Here is an 18956-nt window from a genome sequence, read left to right as displayed (position 1 = left end):
AAGCAAAGGTACATTTTTTAAGAATATCTAAAAGGAGTTTTTATTTTAAAAATTTTTATTTTAAAGTAGGGTTTTAGGCTTCTATACTGTTATATATTGTGAAAAATAAAACTAATACTTAAACAAAAATGAAAATTAAAAACCTACTACTTGTATTCGCAATATTATTTAGTTGCGTAATTTTTGCCCAAGAAAAGTTTCCTCCGACTACGATCGCTCAGGGGACTTTTATGTTTAAAACAGCGCCATTACGTGATATGCCTAATACTCCTGCTTTAGATGGAAGTGAAATAAAAACGTTAAGAGTTGTCCCAAACAATTTAAGACGAAATGAACAAATTAACATGGATTCTTATCCACAAGGAAATGACTTATTAATACAAGGTGAATTTGGAAATTTAAATCCAATGCCTTTAGAAGTAAATATTGTTGGATCAGTACCAACTGGATTTACTCCACCAGATCCTACAGGAGCTGCAGGACCAAATCATTATGTACACGCTGTTAACTCAAGTGTAATTATTTATGATAAAACAGGGGCTTTAGTAGTTGGACCAATTGCATTAGGTACCTTTTTAGGAATTTCTTCTAATTCAGGGGATCCAATTATTCTTTATGATCAATTAGCAGACCGATGGTTAGTGAGTGAGTTTGGATCTTTAAGTAATTCATTGGCTGTTGGTATTTCAGAAACCAATGACCCAACAGGTGCTTATAATGTTTACCAATATTCATTAGATGCTTTTCCAGATTATCCTCATTATGCAATTTGGCATGATGGTTATTATGTAACTGCAAATAAAGGCGGTACAAATAAAGTCTATGCGATGGAAAGAGATGTGATGATTGCTGGAGGTGCTAATCCACAGATTATCGGATATCCTCTTCCTGGTAGTGTTCAAAACACAAATACTGTTTATAGTCCTGAACCAGCAAATTTAACGGGTACTAATTACCCAGCTGATGCTCCTGGATTAATTACTTACTTACAAGATGATGGTTGGGGAGGAATTGCTAATGATCATTTAAAAGTTTGGGAAATTGAAAATGATTGGGTAACCCCAGGAAACTCAACAATTTCTGCGCCACAAGAAATTCCAACAACTCCTTTTAACTCTGTATTTGCTCCTTTTGGAACAGGTGATGTAAATCAACCCGGAACAGGAAATAAAATAGATATGATTGGTGGTGTAATTTCGTATGCTGCAAATTATAGAAGTTTTGCTTCACATAACTCATGGATAGTTACTTTTAATACAGATATTGACGGAAATGATACTTCTGGAGTTAGATGGATTGAATTAAGAAATACTGGAAATGGACCATTTTCAATTTACCAAGAAGGGACGTATGCTCCTGCAGATGGACACAGTCGTTTTATGGGTAGTGCTGCGATGGATGCTGCTGGTAATATTGGAATGGGTTTCAATATTGCGAGTGCAACTTTAAAAGCGAGTATTAAATATACGGGAAGATATGATGGAGATCCTCTAGGAGAAATGACTATTGCTGAAGAATGGATTCATGAAGGTACAGGTGTTCAAACAAACACAAATCGTTTTGGAGATTATTCTCACTTAACAATGGATCCTAATAACTTTACTTTCTGGCATACTGCTGAATATTTTGAATCAAATAATTCATGGAGAACTCGTATTGCCTCATTTAGTTTATCTGGAGGTTTTGCACAAGATGTAGGAGTAAATAACATTATTGAACCTAACAGTGGTGTTTTAACAGCTACAGAAAATGTTCAAGTGACTGTTAGAAATTTTGGATTAAATTCTCAAACAAATATTCCTTTAGAGTTAAGAGTTGATGGTAATTTAATTGCTACTGAAACTTTTACAGGAACTGTGGATCCTAATGAAACTGAAACTTACACATTTTCTCAAACAGTAGATTTATCTAATTCTGGACAAACGTACTCAATTGAGGTGAAATCTGTTTTAGGAGGCGATGAGTTTACAGGAAACGATGCATATACAAAAGAAGTTGTTCATTTATTAGCGAATGATGTTGGTGTAATTGATATCACAGCTCCCGAATCTGGTGAGATTTTAGGAATGCAAACAGTAACTGTTACTGTTAAGAATTTTGGAGCTAGTACACAAACAGGATTTAATGTGGAATATTCAATAAATGGAGGAGGTCCAGTTGTTGAATCTTTTGTAGGTTCTATAGATTCAGAAGAAGAAGTAAGTTTTAGCTTTACACAACAAGGAGATTTCTCTGCATTTGGAACGTATGATTTAACTGCTACAACTTCTTTAGGACCAGATCAAGACAATTCAAATGATGAGTTTGAAACAACTGTTTCAAATTCAAATTGTAATCCTACAATGGATTGTTCATTTGGTGATGGTTTTCAATTATTCTCTATTGCTGAAATTAACAATGCATCTGGATGTGAAGGGTATGCTGATTTTACTAGTTTAATTGCTAATCTTGAAGCGGATAGTACAAATTCATTGACTATAACAACAGGTTATGGAGATCAATATGTTACAGTTTGGATTGATTATAATGATGATTTTGATTTCACCAATGATGAAAAGGTGGTTACAGATTATATTATAGCGCCTGGAGAAGGTGGGGGAACCTTTACAGAAACTATAGATTTAGTTATACCAGCTGGAGTTGCAGATGGAGTTCATAGAATGAGAGCGAAGTCAAATTGGCAAGCTCCTGTTCCTAATGATGCTTGTGAAGAAACTCAATATGGTGAAACGGAAGATTATACAGCGAACCTTGGTTCACTTGGTGTTGTAGATTCTGCTATTGCTAATTCAGACTTAATAGTAGTCTCATTACCTAATAATCAATTTGAAGCATCATTAATTACTTCTTTTGATGGTATTGCTTATATAGCTATATACAATACGTTAGGTCAACAATTAGGTTTTAAACCAGTTGCTAAAAGTGGTGACAGATATCAATATAATATTGATATGTCTTCAGTTGCAAGTGGTGTATACTTAATTAAAATGGGAGCTCAAGAATCGGGTTCTTATAAAACTACAAAGATTGTTGTAAGATAATTAGTAGATACTTATTATAAAAAAAGCTTCTCATCGTTTGATGAGAAGCTTTTTATTTTCAGTGAATTTAGAAAACTATTGTTTTATGATTCGCTTAATAATTTTGTTAGTTGAATTACTAATCTCTAATAAGTAAATACCTTCAGAAAGAGTATTAATATTCAATTGAGTATTTGTTTCATTCATATTCTTTTCAAAAACCTTTCTTCCTGAAATATCATATATAACCGCATTCATTTCAGAATCGATATTAGTAGTATTTTGAATCCAAATAACTTCAGAAAAAGGATTAGGATACACCACAAATGTATCTTCAGAAAAATCATTAGTAGAAAATAAATCCCAACGATCTTCAGCAGGTTCTCCTCCCCAAATAATTGTAGCTAAATAAGGGTTGTCAATAAATGGATTTCTATTACCATATACATTTTCAAGATAAGGATTGCGTTGATCTTCAAATTCACTTACAGGATCTTGTACATTCCATTGTAAGTATAATTGAAGCATATCTGTACTTCCTTCTAGAGCTCCTTCACCATTTAAGGAAGGTAGACAGCGATCTCCATAACGAGTATACATATACATCATCATTCTAGCTATATCTCCTTTAAATTCATCTCCAGGATACCAATCACTACCAGCATTACCTGCATTACCAGAACCAGCAGCAAATTTTCTATTTCCTCTATTCCCATTCATTTGGACATCACTTGGTCTAAGGTTGTGTGGATCTGCTCTTATTCCTGTTGAACTATTGCTTGTACTTCCCATAGGTGGATCTGCATTAGATCTTACAAAAACGTGTTCTCTATTATATTCACATGGATCTCCACCAAAATTATTTTTATCCCGAGTTCTATCGGTGATACAGCTACCATTATCGTCATAACCGTAAACTAACAATACATCTTCTGTTGCATCTGGATTTTCATCGGTTATTTTCATAGTGTCTCTAACTTCCCCATAAGTAAATGTGCTACTTGCGTTATTTACTTTTACTTGTAACTCTATATATAAATCCTGCCCTGTAAGTGTAAGGTCTATATCATCATAATAGGGTTGTTGTGCAAATGCAAATTGAATTGAAACGAGTAAAAGTAATAGTGTTTTTTTCATATCTAAATTATTTTTTTTGAAGTAAAGCCATATAAAAACCATCAAAGCCAGTTTTACTAGGATATAGTTTTTCTTCTTTTATTAATGTAAAGTCATTACCAGCTTCTTTTTTTAAAAACTTTTTAACTTGAAGATTATTTTCTGATGGTAATATAGAACAAGTAGCATACACTAATTGTCCTCCAGGTTTTACCAACCTCGAATAGGAGGTTAATATTTCTTCTTGTGTTTCTTTTATTTTATCTAAAAATTCGGGTTGTAATTTCCATTTAGCATCAGGGTTTCTTTTTAAAACACCCAAGCCTGAGCATGGAGCATCAATTAAAACTTTATCAGCTTTCCCTATTAATTTTTTAATCGATTTTGAGTTTTCAATTACACGGGTTTCAATATTATGTGCTCCGTCTCGTCTTGCTCTACGTTTTAATTCAGTTAATTTATTTTCATAAATATCTAAAGCAATAATTTGCCCTTTATTTTCCATTAAAGCAGCAATATGAAGACTTTTACCTCCTGCGCCAGCACAAGTATCTACAACTTTAGATCCTGGTTTTGGATCTAGAAACTGAGCTACTTTTTGAGAAGATGCATCTTGAACTTCAAACCAACCATTTTTAAATGCTTCCGTTATAAAAACATTTGCACGTTCTTTTAGTTTTAGTGCATGAGGTGCTCCTTTAACAGATTCAGTTTCTACATTAGATTCTAACAATGCATTTCTTACTTGTTCAACAGTTGCTTTAATAGTGTTTACTCTAAGAACAACATCCGCCTGCTTATTTAATGCATTTATTTCAGCATCCCATTTGGCACCTAATTCTTTAACTCCTAATTCATCTAACCAATCTGGAATCGACTCTTTGTATTTTCTAATTTTAGAAAGTTCGTCGAATCGACCTTTTATTTTTCGAGTAGGGGTAGGTTCAACTTGTTTCCAATCTGGAATTACAATACCTCTTAAAGTTGCCCAAACTGAAAACATTCTAAATAAATTACCACGGTCAAAAGGTTCTTTAACTTCAGCAATTTTTGCATACAAACGTTTCCACCTTACAATATCGTAGGTTGTTTCAGCAATAAAACCTCTATCTCTAGAGCCCCAACGCTTATCTCTTTTAAGTGTATTTTTAAGTACTTTATCTGCTTGTTTTCCTTCATTAAAGATAAGATGAAGAGAATCAATGGTTGCAAAAACTAAATTACGATGAAGTTTCATGTGACTATATTATTTTTTTTAAAGGTCACATGCTGTTCGCTATTCGACAATTTGTTATGTGATAAACTTTTTAGCATGCTCGTTTTATGTGTTATAAAATTGTTTGCAAAGGTATCATAATAGCATACATAGTTTTGATTACTTTTGAAAAAAAATTTTTGATGCGATTTCTTCTAATTTTATTCTTTTCCTTTCTATTTACTTCGTGTAGTAATACTTCTTCAAAAAAGTTTTCTTCTGTGGATATTCAAACTGTTTTTGAAGACAGTTTAAGTATTAGAGCAATCAGCCCATTAGATGAAAATAGAGTTTGGTTTGCTGCTAATGCGGGTAGAGTAGGTCTTATAGATAATAATGTGCCTAAATTGGCTTCTATTAAATATGAAGAATCTTTATTGAGTTTTAGAGCCATTGCAAAAACTAAAGAAGCCGTTTTTGTTTTGAGTATCGAAAACCCAGGAGTCTTATACAAAATAGGATTTGATGGAAAGGAAGCTACTAATATTGAAGAAGTATATGTTGAAAAAAATGAAAAAGTTTTTTATGACTCAATTGCCTTTTGGGATGATAAGGAAGGAATTGCTATGGGCGACCCAACTGAAGATTGTTTATCTGTACTAATTACTAGAGATGGTGGTAATACATGGAATAAACTTTCTTGTGATATCTTACCAAAAACCGAAGAAGGGGAGGCAGCATTTGCAGCAAGTAATTCAAACATTGCTTTATTTGAAAATCATGTTTGGATCGTTTCTGGCGGATTAAAAGCGAGAGTTTTTCACTCAAAGGATAGAGGGAATACTTGGGAAGTTTTTGAAACTCCAATTGTTCAAGGGAACACAATGACAGGTATTTATAGTGTAGATTTTTATAATGAGAACACTGGGATCATTTTTGGAGGTGATTGGGAAGACCAAGAGTCTAATGAAGGCAATAAAGCAATTACTCATAATGGAGGTAAAACGTGGAAGCTTATAAGTAATGGAAAAGGACCTGGATATCGATCTAGTGTTTCTTTTATTCCTGGGACGAATGGAAAGGGTATAGTAGCTGTGGGGTCTCCAGGAATTTCTATTAGTGAAGATCAAGGAGATACTTGGGCAGAACTTTCAGACGAAGGATTTTATACAATTGAATTTGTAAATGATTCTATTGCATTTGCATCGGGTCGAAATAAAATTTCTAAATTATATTTTAAAAATTAAGTTAATGTTTTTCTTTACCGCCTCTGCGCTTTTTTAGTCGATCTAACAATTTCCTTTTAAAGTTTTCTTCAGCTATTTCATGCTTTAAAATTTTTATAGGAGATAAAATACCTTTTAAATCATTTACCAGTTCTTTACGATTTTGTAACTCTTTGGTTTTCATTGCTATTATTTCATTCATAATTTCAGTTGCTTCTGAATCGCTTATATTATTGATATTGTCTCCTTTAGTTTTTTCGAAAATGTTAGATCGTCCCTCTTTTCTTAGCGTTTCCATTTTAGAATCGAAAGCATTATAAATAGGCCAGAATTTTTCAGCTTCAGAGGAGGTTAAATCTAATTGTTGTGTTATGTGAGCAATTTTAAATGCTTTCATCTTTTCGTGATTAGGCCTTTGCGCTAAAACACCTGTAGATATAATGAAAACAGCGATTAGTATTATTTTTTTCATTGGATTATATATTAATATTATAAAATTTCATTTTTATTTATTCTATAAATAAACTGGTATCATCTATAGATTCAAGTAAATATTTTTCTAAGGTTTCTTCTGAAAATAAATCATTTTCTAATGTTAGATCATCATCTTCTATAAGTAATGATGTTAAATCATAGGTGTCGAATGAAATATTTTCCTCTTCAATAAACTCTTCTATTACAGATAATTGTATGTCATTTAAATCAATGATAGTATTATCTAGATTAAATAATGATAATACAATCGTTGCACAAGCTGCGATTGAAGCAGCATAGAGTAATGTCTTTTTAGAAAAAAGTGAAATCACCTTTGACTTATGGATAATTTCTTTTTCATTTACTTTGTTAAGAATCGTATTTTCAAGTTGATCAAAATAATTGTCAGGAACTTTAAAACCAGATTCTTTCGGAATAATATCCTCACTTATTTTTAAAAACAAGCGTTCTTCAAAATCTTCAAAATAATTTTGAGGAGTATTAAGACCAGTTGTTTTTTTATTTTTTTTCATTATAAAACTTCATTAGATTTTAAATAGGTTGTAATTTTTTTTACTGCGATATGATAACTGCTCTTTAAACCGCCTACAGATGTTTCCAAAATTTCTGAAAGTTGTTCGTAGGTATGATTTTCAAAATATTTCATATTAAAAATCAATTGTTGTTTTTGAGGAAGTGTCGCAATTGCTCTTTGTAATTGAATTTGAATTTTATCTCCTTCAAAATAAACATCACTTTCTAAATTTTTGATTGCATTTTCCTGAACTTCTTCTATAGTTACACTATTAATCTTTGCTTTTTTATTTAAAAAGGTAATAGACTCATTTGTTGCAATTCTATACATCCAGGTATATAATTTGCTGTCTCCCTTAAATTTATCAATATTTCTAAAAACCTTTATAAATGTGTTTTGTAAAATGTCATCAGTATCATCATGATTTAATACAATCTTTCGGATATGCCAATACAATCGTTCTTTATATTCTTTTACAAGAATTCTAAAGGTATTTTCCTTTTCTATATCTGATTGTAAATTAGATACTAATAACTTTTCTTCAATCACGTAATTGATTTGTTTAAATATATGACTTAAATCTTTTAAGAAGGTTTAATACGTTTTAAAATTATTTTAAATAAGACTACGTATTATCGATAAAACACATTAATTAAGGATAAAAAGTTGAAATATACTGATTGTAGGAAAAATATTACTTATATTTATGAAAAATTAAAGGAAATAAGATTTTCATTTCAGTCTCAACTGCATTTGAAGTCTTACCAAACGGGCAGTCTGGGGACTAGCCCGTTTTTTTTATAACATAATTTTTAATTTATTGTTACCTTAAATAGACTGATATATATAAATTTATGATCACTATAATCGATAAAATGCAAAAATAATGGATGAAAAGCACTTTTTATTTGGTAGATAGCTTAAAATAATATATATTTGGACTGTTGTTAAAATTATGTATCAACCGTTATGAGCCCCAAATATAATGGTTGAAAAGATTAAAAAAGAGCGGAATCCCAACTGCTCTTTTTTTATACAATAAACTGAAATGATTTAATTATACTGAAAAGCCTTTATACTTAATCTAAAGATTGCATCTTCACCAAGTTAAAATAGACTCCTTTTAAATCTAATAATTCATGGTGCTTGCCTTGTTCAACAATTTCACCCTTAGATAAAACTACAATGTTATCTGCATTCTGTATGGTAGATAATCGATGTGCAATAACGATAGAGGTTCTATTTTTCATCATGTTTTCTAAAGCGTTTTGAACAATACGCTCACTTTCTGTATCTAAAGCTGAAGTAGCTTCATCTAGTATCATGATAGGTGGATTTTTAAGTACTGCTCTTGCAATGCTTAAGCGTTGTTTTTGTCCCCCAGATAATTTAGAACCTGAATCACCAATAATGAATTCTATGTTTCCCTTAAGATCTTTAACAAACTCCCAAGCATTAGCAATTTTAAGTGCCTCTATAACTTCTTCATCACTAGCATCGGGTTTACCATTTAGAATATTATTTTTTATTGTGTCATGAAACAAAATGGAATCTTGAGTCACTAAACCTATTAAATTCCTAAGAGAATGTTTTTTTAAATCTCTAATGTCTTGTCCATCAATAGTGATTTGTCCTTCATTAACATCATAAAATCTAGTTACCAGATTAGCAATAGTCGATTTACCACTACCAGATTGACCAACAAATGCAACAGTTTTACCCTTTTCTATATTTATAGTAAAACTCTTAAGTACTAAAGTGTCTTCATATTTAAAAGAGATATTGTTTAAAACTAAAGATGAATCAAAATCATTTTTAGATAATGCATTTGGACGATCCTTTAAAGGTGATTCTGTATTTAGTATTTCTAATACACGTTCAGCAGCTGCATTTCCTTTTTTAAGACTATAGCTTGCTTTACTTATCGCTTTTGCTGGGGTTAAGATATTATATGCAAGTCCCATAAATGTTAAAAATTGTTCTCCTCCAAGGGTACCTTCAACTAAAACCATTCTACCTCCAAACCATAATAGAACTCCAATTACACCTATTCCTAAAAATTCACTAGTTGGTTTTGCTAAATTCGTTCTGTTAAGAAGTGAGTTTGAGTAATGAAAGAAACGTTTTGTTGATTCTTGAAACTTTTCGCTAAAAATGCCTTCCATATTAAAGCCTTTAATAACTTTTAAACCTCCAAGTGATTCTTCTAATAGTGATAAAAAATAACCTTGTTCTTTTTGGACTTTATCAGACTTCTTTTTTAAACTCTTTCCAATTAAAGAGATAATAACTCCTGAAATTGGAATAAATATGAATACAAAAATGGTAAGTTTTACACTTATGGTAAGCATAAATAAAATGGTGAAAATTATAGTTAAAGGTTCTCTAAATATCAATTCTAAAACAGACAAAAATGAATGTTGAATTTCTAATACATCAGTTCCTAATCTAGCCATAATATCTCCTTTTCTTTTTTCTGAAAAATAAGATAGTGGTAACTCAATTGTTTTATCGTACAGTTCATTACGAATATCTTTTAAGGTACCATTTCTAAGAAATGTAATAAAATACATTGCTAAGTAATTAAATATATTTTTTAGAAAGAACACCGCAAGAATTAATATAATAACAAAAGTTAAGGCTTTTGAAGCATCATTATCAGCTAGTTGACTGATGTGATAATTTAAATAGTCATTAAAATAGGTGCCCGCTTCAGTAAATCCATTATAGATTGGTTCTACTAACATTTTCTCGGTGTCTTTATCAAATAAAACTTTTAATAATGGCATTAATACCATAAAAGAAAGTCCAGAAAATAAGGCATAGAAAATATTAGCAATAATATTTAGAATTGCATACCATTTATAGGGTATAGCGAAGCGTACTATTTGTTTAAAGTAATTCATTAATGATGTTAACTGTTATTTAAAAAAGAAATTATTGTATCTAATTTCTTTTGAAGATACGTTTCTATAGTATCAGATTCATCAGCATTACAATGTACACTAATATAGAACTTTATTTTCGGTTCGGTTCCACTAGGTCTCATTGCTATTTTACTGCCATCTTCTGTAAAGTATATTAACACATTTGATTTAGGTATGTCAATAGTTTCAGAAGTGTTTGTAAGCGTATTTCTTGCAACACTTGTTAAATAGTCTTCAATTCGAACAACTTGGTGTCCAGCAATTTTAGTAAAAGGATTTTCTCTAAATTGTTTCATCATGTTTGAAATCTCTTCGGCACCTTCTTTTCCTTTTTTTACAATTGAAATTAAATGTTCCTTATAAAAACCTAAATTTTCACTAATTTCATCTAAATATTGAAGCAGATTTTTACCTTTTGCTTTTTCCTGAGCAGCAATTTCACAAGCAAGTAGAGCAGCGGTTACAGCATCTTTATCTCTTACAAAATCGCCTATTAAATACCCAAAACTTTCTTCTCCACCACCAATAAAATCAAGTTCTGGGAAGTCTTTTATCATTTTCGCAATCCATTTAAAACCTGTAAGCCCTTCTTTATAATGGACATTAAAAGCGTTTGCAATTTTACCAATTAAGGGAGTCGAGACAATGGTAGACGCTATAAACTGATTACCATTTAGTTTTCCTTTTTCTTTCCATTGTTGTAATAAAAAGTATGTTTTTATTACCATAGCTTGATTGCCATTTATAATGGTAAAGTCGCCATTTTCATTTTTAACAGCAATACCTAAACGATCACAATCTGGATCTGTTCCTATAACAATATCTGCATTTTCTTTTTTGGCTAAATCGATTGCCATTTTTAATGCTTCAGGTTCTTCAGGATTTGGAGAAACTACGGTTGGAAAATCTCCGTTAGGTTCGGCTTGTTCTTCAACAATGGTTACATTTTTATAGCCCGCTTCTTGAAGCACTTTCGGAATCATGGTAATAGAAGTACCATGCAATGAAGTAAAAACTATTTTTAATTGATCTTTTTCTTCCTGTGGAGTATTAAAAGTTCCATTTTCTATAGAAGCTTTTGCAAATGCTTCATCTACCTCAGTATCAATATAGGAGATAAGTGATTCATTAGCTTCAAAATTCACCTCAGTATATTCTAAGCTATTTATTTCTGAAATAATTTCACCATCCTGCGGCGGTACTAATTGACCACCATCTTCCCAATATACTTTATAGCCATTATATTCGGGTGGGTTATGAGATGCCGTTAATACAATTCCACATTGACAATCTAAATGTTTTACTGCAAAAGAAAGTTCTGGTGTAGGTCTTAAATCTGAAAACAAATAGACTTGAATACCATTTCCAGAAAAGACATCGGCAACTAATTTGGATAATTTTTTACTATTATGACGGCAATCATATGCAATTGCAACTTTAATAACTTGATTTGGAAACTGTTTTTTTAAATAATTAGAAAGTCCCTGTGTATTTTTTCCAAGCGTATATTTATTAATACGATTGTCACCAACACCCATGATACCACGCATACCTCCAGTTCCAAATTCTAAATTTTTATAAAAACTATCTTCTAAGACCTTAGGTTCTAGTGCGATAAGGTCTTTTATTTTTTGCTGGGTATTTTCATCAAAAAATGGAGTGAGCCATGTATTAACTCGCTCTAAAATTTTTGGGTCTACGTAAATCATTCTGAAATATTAGTTTGCAAAAATAATGATAATAAGGTATAACTTATATATTTTGCTGTTCTTTAATAGTGTAGTTTTTTGTTTCTTTTTTACTTTTTAAGATAAGTTCTCCTAAAAAACCAGCAACAAAAAACTGTGTTCCAAGAATCATAGAAGTTAAGGCAATATAAAATTGTGGTCTTTCAGTAATAAGTCTTCCTGTAGGATTGATAAATAGTTTGTCAATTCCTAAATATAGGGAAAAGCAAAATCCAACCATTAATAGTATTGCCCCCCAGGTACCAAAAAAGTGCATGGGTCTTTTTCCGAAGCGAGAAAGAAATGAAATCGTTATTAAATCTAAAAAACCTCTTGTAAATCGTTCCATTCCAAATTTTGTTTCACCATATTTCCGGGCTTGATGCAATACTACTTTTTCTCCAATTTTTGAAAATCCGGCATTTTTTGCTAATACAGGAATGTATCTGTGCATTTCACCAGTTACTTCAATGTTTTTTATCACATCTTTATGGTAGGCTTTCAAGCCACAATTGAAATCATGTAGCTTCAATCCAGACGTTTTTCTTGCAGCAAAATTAAAGAGCTTTGAAGGTAAGTTTTTTGCAATTTTTGAATCGTATCTTTTTTTCTTCCAACCAGAAACTAAGTGATACCCTTCATTTATAATCATAGTATAAAGATCGGGTATTTCTTCAGGGTTGTCTTGTAAATCTGCATCCATGGTTATCACTACGTCACCTTTAGCAGCTGCAAAACCAGCGTGTAAGGCTTGAGATTTTCCAAAATTTTGTGCGAATTGAATTCCTTTTACCTGTTTGTCTTTTAGTGCAATATCTTCAATAATACTCCAAGAGGAATCTGTACTTCCATCGTCAATAAATATAATCTCATATGAATAACCATTGGACTGCATAACTTTAGCAATCCAATGGTATAATTCAGTGATAGATTCTTCTTCGTTAAGAAGTGGAATAACGATAGAAATATTCATTAATTATTCAATTGCGTTAGGGTCATTTCTTTTTAAAATAAGGGCAACTAATAGACCAAATACTGAATAAAATGCTAGTTGAAAAACATACGATTTTAATTGAGCGATAACACCAAAACTGTCTTCTTCCTGCATCGCAACTAAAGCTTTTTCAATTTCAGATTCTGGAGCGCCAAATTTTTCCATCATATTTCTACTAACCTCCATAATTCTTTCTTTTAGGAATTCAGCTGCTTCAGGATCTACTAAATTAAAAATTACAATGCTAATTAAGACACTTATTATTAAGCCAACTGCTATAGTTATAAAGTAAGAAGTAAAGGCTTCCTTAAAAGAGATAAATCCATTTAAACTTCCTTTAGATTTTGCTACAGAGACAATCCCTACAGTTATTGCTAATAAAAATGTGATAATACCTACCCACCATTGAGTCATTAATTCAAGGTCAATTACATACATTAGGGTAGTTAATACTGCTAGTATACCTCCTAAGAGGACACCATGATTAGTAGCTATTTTTTTAATTGATACTTTTTGAGTTTCCATTGGAATGTGTTTTTTTGGTTCGGTTTGTTAGTAAACAAAAGTAATAAAATGTTACGTGATTATGTTATTAAATACGGTTTGGATTAATAAAAGTACTTTTACAGCTGTATCTAACACCTATAGGTACTATCTTTGTGATATTATTTAATGATTTTAGATGTTTAAAGAAATGACTTTGTTTTTTCTTATAAAAAAATTATTAAAAGCATTGCAGATATATATAAAATTCTTAAATTTGCAAACTGAAATCCTGAAAGGTTAGGAGAAAGAAAAATTAAGTATTAATTAATGAGATTTCCGTTTTTACGGAAAATAGTTATGAGAAAAGGTATTCATCCAGAAAATTATAGATTAGTAGCATTTAAAGACATGTCTAATGAAGAAGTGTTTTTAACTAAGTCTACAGCAAACACAAAAGAAACGCTAGAAGTTGATGGAACTGAGTATCCATTAGTAAAGTTAGAGATTTCTAGAACTTCTCATCCTTTTTATACCGGTAAGAAGAAACTTATTGACACTGCAGGTCGTATAGATAAGTTTAAAACTAAATATGCAAAATTTAAGAAATAATATTTCTTTACATATATTTTACAAGCCTTCGAGAAATCGAAGGCTTTTTTGTTTAGCTTTGAATTTTGAATCCTGAATATTGAAATATGAATTACATTCTTTTTGATGGAACTGTGCGCAATCAATTACTACCATTTACCTTTACACGACCTGTAGCCGATATTCGTGTTGGAATTTTAACGCTTAGAGAAAAATGGGAACATTATCTAGGTTCTACCACAACTACCATTACAGAAGATTATTTATCTGATAAATATCCTATGGTAGAGATGGAACAAAACATTTTAATAAATGCCTCTTTTATTCCTTCTTCTAATTTAGTTAGCCTTGTTAAAGGCCTTACTGAAAATCAAGCTGTTTTTTATAAAGATGAACCCTTAGCTTTTTTTGCAAATGAAGACCAAGAAGTAGATTTTGATACGTTTGAAGTAATACAATATACTTTTGATGACATACTTCGGATAGAACATACGTGGGATATTTATAAACTAAACGGTGAGGCAATACAAAAAGATTTCGATTTAATTACGGAAGGAAGAACAACACAGCCTATTCCTAAAAATGCTGTTGCTTTCAATGAAAAAAATATTTTCATTGAAGAAGGCGCACTATTGCCATTATGTTCTCTTAATGCTACAAATGGACCAATTTATATAGGAAAAAACTCCGAAATCATGGAAGGTTCTATGGTTAGAGGCCCTTTTGCATTATGCGAACATGCAACTTTAAAGATGAACGCAAAAATTTATGGACCCACCACCATTGGGCCGCATAGTAAAGTAGGAGGAGAGGTAAATAATTCAGTGATTTTTGGGTATAGTAATAAAGGTCACGACGGATTTCTAGGAAATTCTGTTATTGGAGAATGGTGTAATTTAGGTGCAGATACCAACAACTCAAATTTAAAGAATAATTATGCTGAAGTTCGCCTTTGGGATTATGAAACTGAAGGATTTGCAAGAACTGGTCTACAGTTTTGTGGTCTTATGATGGGTGACCACAGTAAATGTGGTATCAATACTATGTTTAATACAGGTACTGTAGTGGGGGTGAGTGCAAATATCTTCGGAAGTGGATTTCCAAGAAATTTTGTACCAAGCTTTAGTTGGGGTGGAAGTGCAGGAATGACCACCTACTTAACTAAAAAAGCATTTGAAGTTGCAAAAGTTGTAATGTCTAGACGTGATATAGAGTTTACTGAAGAAGAAGCAAAAATATTAGAACATGTTTTTGAAGAAACTTCTCAATGGAGACGTAGTTAGTTTCAATTGAGAATGTTACCTCTTAATAACTCGTATCAAACCCAAATTCAATAATATAGGGCAAGGTTATTAATATGCTAATAGCTAAGATAATAGAAATAAGAATCAATATTTTGGTTCTTTTCTTTTGCCTCTTTTTTTCTTTAAACACTTTTTTCTGAAAAGCAGCATATTCATAGGTGTTCATCTGTTTATGATCTACAAATTAACCAAAACTTGATTTAGTTTGATTTTTTCCTTTTTCAAAAACAGTATCACGTTTTTTTCTCCTATCGTTGTTTTTAAGAGAAGAAATCATAACCTGAATACTCATGAGTTTTTATTTATCAGTCTAGAAATAATTTATCCTGTTACAGTTATTTTACTACTTTTCTTTCTTTACTTTTTTCAAAACCAAAAAGTTTTGAGGATTAATTCCTAATCCGCTCACCTTTTTATTGACAAAACGGATCGCCATATCATAATACAAAGGAATAACAGGTGCTTCAGAAATAACAATAGAATCCATTTTTGTATATAAAACTTTTCTTTCATCTATGTTTATTAAAGACAATGACTGCACATATAAACTATCAAATACTTTGTTTTTAAAATGTGTATAATTAGGACCGTTTGGCGTAAAATTCGGGCTATAAAAAAGGGATAAATAATTTTCAGCATCGGGATAATCTGCTATCCAACTTGCTCTAAAAATATCAAGTTCACCTGAGGATTTCATTTGGCGTAAGGTTGATGGAGGCATCACATCGATACTAACAGAAATGCCTAGCTTTTCAAGTTCACGTTGAATAAATTCACATAAATCTAAGTATTGGCTATTCGTGCCAATGGATATACTAGGTCTATCATTTCCAGTTTCTGCTATGTATTGTGTAATTAACTCTTTGGCTTTTTCAGGTTGATAATCATAGCCTTCTATTTCAGTAAAACCTGGTAATCCTTTCGGAATAAAACCATGAACTGCTGGAGTACCCATTCCATTTCTAAGATAAGTAATCATTTTTTGGCGATCGAAACCATAGTTAATAGCTTGTCTTATTTTTTTGGATTGCAAGGCAGAGGATTCTCCTTCCATAAAAACCCCTAAATACTCTGTATTTAAATAAGCACTGGTAATAAGATTTACTCGATCCTTGTACTCTTCTTGTAGCTCACCTCTTGTAGTTACAATTTCATCTTTATATGAATTATCCAATCCTGAAACAAAATCTAATCTTCCCTGTACAAACTGTAAAAATTCACTCTGTTTGTCTGGTAAAAAAGTAATCGCTACTGCTTCTAGATAAGGTAAAGAATTACCCATTTCGTCTTTTTCAAAATACAAGGGGTTCTTTCGAAGTACAAGTTTTACATTTTCTTCCCAAAGCTTAAACATAAAAGGCCCTGTACCCACTGGGTTAGATCGAAAATCATTGCCATAGTATTCGACTGCTTCTTTTGGAACTACCGAAAAATAACGCATTCCTAACATTCCTAAAAATGCAGGAAATGGTTCCTTTAGCATGATTTTAAAAACCGAATCATTCTCAGCTACTGCTAACTCTACATAATTCATAACCCATCTACCTGGGGAAGCAACTTTTGGATCTATTAATCGATTATAACTATATTCAAAATCATGTGCTGTTACGGTTCGAGTTGAATCTTTTCCAAAGACTTTATTTTTATGGAAATAAACATCGCTTTTCAAATTAAAATAAAAAGTACACGTACTATCTATAATTTCCCAGCTCTTTGCAATATCAGGTTGAATTTGTAAAGAGTCATCTAATTGAACCAAACTATTATATAACTGATTGGTAGGCCAAATAATTTGAGGATTACTTGCAAATGCAGGATCTAATGTGCCAATATTACTGTGCTCATTATATCTAAAAACTAAATGCTCTTTATCGTTTTTAGAATCAACTCCACAAGAACTTAAAAAAAGTGTAATGCAAAGTATTGATATTCTTAAAGTTAGTTTTAATATTTGATGATGCATAGGTTTTTAGGAACGAAATATAGTTTGTATTTTTGCCCTTTCATTTGCCAAAAATACAAGAATGAACGTTAGTAAAAAAGTCGCTTTTTATACATTAGGTTGTAAACTCAATTTTAGTGAGACTTCTACGATTGCCAGAGACTTTATAAATGAAGGATTTGATCGGGTAGATTTTTCTGAAAAAGCAGATATGTATGTGATCAACACTTGTAGTGTGACCGAAAATGCAGACAAACGTTTTAAGACCATTGTAAAGCAAGCTCAAAAAGGTAATCCCGATGCATTTATTGCTGCTGTAGGGTGTTATGCTCAATTGAAGCCACAAGAATTAGCAGATGTTAATGGAGTGGATTTAGTATTAGGAGCAACTGAGAAATTTAAAATCACTGATTATATCAACGATTTATCTAAAAATGATTTTGGCGAAGTACATTCTTGTGAAATTGAAGAGGCCAATTTCTACGTGGGCTCTTATTCAATTGGAGATCGAACGAGAGCTTTTTTAAAAGTTCAGGATGGATGTGATTATAAATGTACCTATTGTACAATCCCTTTGGCTAGAGGTATTTCTAGAAGTGATACGCTTCAAAATGTATTAGATAATGCTGTCGAAATTTCAGAAAAAGGAATTAAAGAAATTGTGTTAACTGGTGTAAATATTGGTGATTACGGAAAAGGGGAGTATGGTAATAAGAAACACGAACACACATTTTTAGAGTTGATTAAAGAATTAGATGAAGTCAAAGGAATTGAAAGACTTCGAATCTCTTCTATTGAACCAAACCTTTTAAAGAATGAAAGTATTGACTTTGTAGCAAATTCTAACACATTTGTACCTCATTTTCATATTCCTTTGCAAAGTGGGAGTAACGATCTTTTAAAATTAATGAAACGTCGTTATTTAAAAGAATTATATATTGATCGTGTTCACAAAATAAAAGAAGTGATGCCTCATGCCTGTATTGGAGTTGATGTTATTGTAGGTTTTCCTGGGGAAACTGATGAATTGTTTCTAGAAACCTATCATTTTTTAAATGAATTAGATATTTCATATTTACACGTTTTTACTTATTCTGAAAGAGATAACACAGAAGCTGTTGAAATGGCAGGTGTGGTTGATTTAAATGTCCGTAAGAAGCGAAGTAAGATGCTAAGAGGGCTTTCAGTAAAGAAACGAAGGGCTTTTTATGAAAGTCAGTTAGAAACGACGAGAACCGTTTTATTTGAAGGTGAAAACAAACAAGGGTATATTCATGGTTTCACTGAAAATTATGTGAAAGTAAAAACACCTTGGAATCCTGAATTAGTAAATACATTGCATACTATTCAGCTTACTGAAATTGATGATGATGGTTTAGTGCGATTTAATTTTGTTGAGCTAAAAATATTAAATTAGTGCTG

At 31.4% G+C, this 18956-nt stretch carries 16 protein-coding genes; 5 read left to right on the top strand and 11 right to left on the bottom strand.

Annotated elements, in window-relative coordinates; translation table 11 throughout:
• Positions 1-128 precede the first annotated feature (128 nt).
• A complete protein-coding gene (locus ABXT64_RS00920; RefSeq protein ID WP_443633515.1) occupies positions 129-3041 on the top strand; it encodes a GEVED domain-containing protein in 2913 nt (970 codons plus the stop codon).
• Positions 3042-3116: 75 nt separating this feature from the next.
• Here ABXT64_RS00920 and ABXT64_RS00915 read toward each other — a convergent pair whose 3' ends face one another.
• Positions 3117-4157, bottom strand: coding sequence for an endonuclease (locus ABXT64_RS00915; RefSeq protein ID WP_443633514.1), 1041 nt, complete (start codon positions 4155-4157; stop codon positions 3117-3119).
• Positions 4158-4164: 7 nt separating this feature from the next.
• Complete coding sequence (locus ABXT64_RS00910) at positions 4165-5373, bottom strand: RsmB/NOP family class I SAM-dependent RNA methyltransferase (protein ID WP_443633513.1); 1209 nt, start codon at positions 5371-5373, stop codon at positions 4165-4167.
• Between the two features lie 161 nt (positions 5374-5534).
• On the opposite strand from ABXT64_RS00910, the gene ABXT64_RS00905 reads away from it, so the two are divergent.
• A complete protein-coding gene (locus ABXT64_RS00905; protein ID WP_443633512.1) occupies positions 5535-6578 on the top strand; it encodes a WD40/YVTN/BNR-like repeat-containing protein in 1044 nt (347 codons plus the stop codon).
• Between the two features lies 1 nt (position 6579).
• Here the strand turns inward: ABXT64_RS00905 and ABXT64_RS00900 are convergent, their stop codons facing one another.
• The 7 genes from ABXT64_RS00900 to ABXT64_RS00870 form a co-directional block, all read right to left on the bottom strand.
• Entirely contained in the window at positions 6580-7029 is a 450-nt protein-coding gene (locus tag ABXT64_RS00900; RefSeq protein WP_443633511.1) for a hypothetical protein, read from the bottom strand.
• 37 nt (positions 7030-7066) lie between these two features.
• Positions 7067-7564 carry a hypothetical protein gene (locus ABXT64_RS00895; RefSeq protein WP_443633510.1) on the bottom strand — a complete coding sequence of 166 codons (498 nt, stop codon included), beginning with the start codon at positions 7562-7564 and terminating at the stop codon, positions 7067-7069.
• Positions 7564-8115 carry an RNA polymerase sigma factor gene (locus ABXT64_RS00890; RefSeq protein ID WP_443633509.1) on the bottom strand — a complete coding sequence of 184 codons (552 nt, stop codon included), beginning with the start codon at positions 8113-8115 and terminating at the stop codon, positions 7564-7566. Before ABXT64_RS00890 ends, ABXT64_RS00895 begins: the two co-directional genes overlap by 1 nt.
• A 530-nt stretch (positions 8116-8645) precedes the next feature.
• Positions 8646-10472 carry an ABC transporter ATP-binding protein gene (locus ABXT64_RS00885; protein ID WP_443633508.1) on the bottom strand — a complete coding sequence of 609 codons (1827 nt, stop codon included), beginning with the start codon at positions 10470-10472 and terminating at the stop codon, positions 8646-8648.
• Between the two features lie 8 nt (positions 10473-10480).
• A complete protein-coding gene (locus ABXT64_RS00880) occupies positions 10481-12202 on the bottom strand; it encodes a phospho-sugar mutase (RefSeq protein WP_443633507.1) in 1722 nt (573 codons plus the stop codon).
• Positions 12203-12245: 43 nt separating this feature from the next.
• Positions 12246-13193 (bottom strand): glycosyltransferase family 2 protein, encoded by a 948-nt coding sequence (locus ABXT64_RS00875; RefSeq protein WP_443633506.1) that lies wholly within the window; start codon positions 13191-13193, stop codon positions 12246-12248.
• Between the two features lie 3 nt (positions 13194-13196).
• Positions 13197-13739 carry a DUF4199 domain-containing protein gene (locus ABXT64_RS00870; protein WP_443633505.1) on the bottom strand — a complete coding sequence of 181 codons (543 nt, stop codon included), beginning with the start codon at positions 13737-13739 and terminating at the stop codon, positions 13197-13199.
• Positions 13740-14057: 318 nt separating this feature from the next.
• On the opposite strand from ABXT64_RS00870, the gene ABXT64_RS00865 reads away from it, so the two are divergent.
• On the top strand, positions 14058-14309 hold the full coding sequence (locus ABXT64_RS00865; RefSeq protein ID WP_443633504.1) for a type B 50S ribosomal protein L31: 252 nt from the start codon (positions 14058-14060) through the stop codon (positions 14307-14309).
• An 86-nt stretch (positions 14310-14395) separates the two neighbouring features.
• Complete coding sequence (locus ABXT64_RS00860) at positions 14396-15571, top strand: GlmU family protein (protein WP_443633503.1); 1176 nt, start codon at positions 14396-14398, stop codon at positions 15569-15571.
• Positions 15572-15593: 22 nt separating this feature from the next.
• On the opposite strand, the gene ABXT64_RS00855 is transcribed toward ABXT64_RS00860, so the two are convergent.
• The gene (locus ABXT64_RS00855) at positions 15594-15758 is read right to left on the bottom strand and encodes a hypothetical protein (RefSeq protein WP_443633502.1); all 165 of its coding nucleotides are present in this window, start codon (positions 15756-15758) and stop codon (positions 15594-15596) included.
• 177 nt (positions 15759-15935) lie between these two features.
• Entirely contained in the window at positions 15936-17555 is a 1620-nt protein-coding gene (locus ABXT64_RS00850; protein ID WP_443633501.1) for an ABC transporter substrate-binding protein, read from the bottom strand.
• Positions 17556-17616: 61 nt separating this feature from the next.
• Between ABXT64_RS00850 and mtaB the strand changes: the two genes are divergently transcribed.
• On the top strand, positions 17617-18951 hold the full coding sequence (gene mtaB / locus ABXT64_RS00845) for a tRNA (N(6)-L-threonylcarbamoyladenosine(37)-C(2))-methylthiotransferase MtaB (protein WP_443633500.1): 1335 nt from the start codon (positions 17617-17619) through the stop codon (positions 18949-18951).
• Positions 18952-18956: the final 5 nt, after the last annotated feature.

It is taken from the genome of Candidatus Marifrigoribacter sp. Uisw_064 (genome assembly GCF_047730175.1).
In the GTDB taxonomy this organism is placed as follows: Bacteria; Bacteroidota; Bacteroidia; order Flavobacteriales; family Flavobacteriaceae; genus Marifrigoribacter.
The sequence above is the reverse complement of the archived record's forward strand: the minus strand, read 5'-3'. Positions and strand labels throughout refer to the sequence as shown.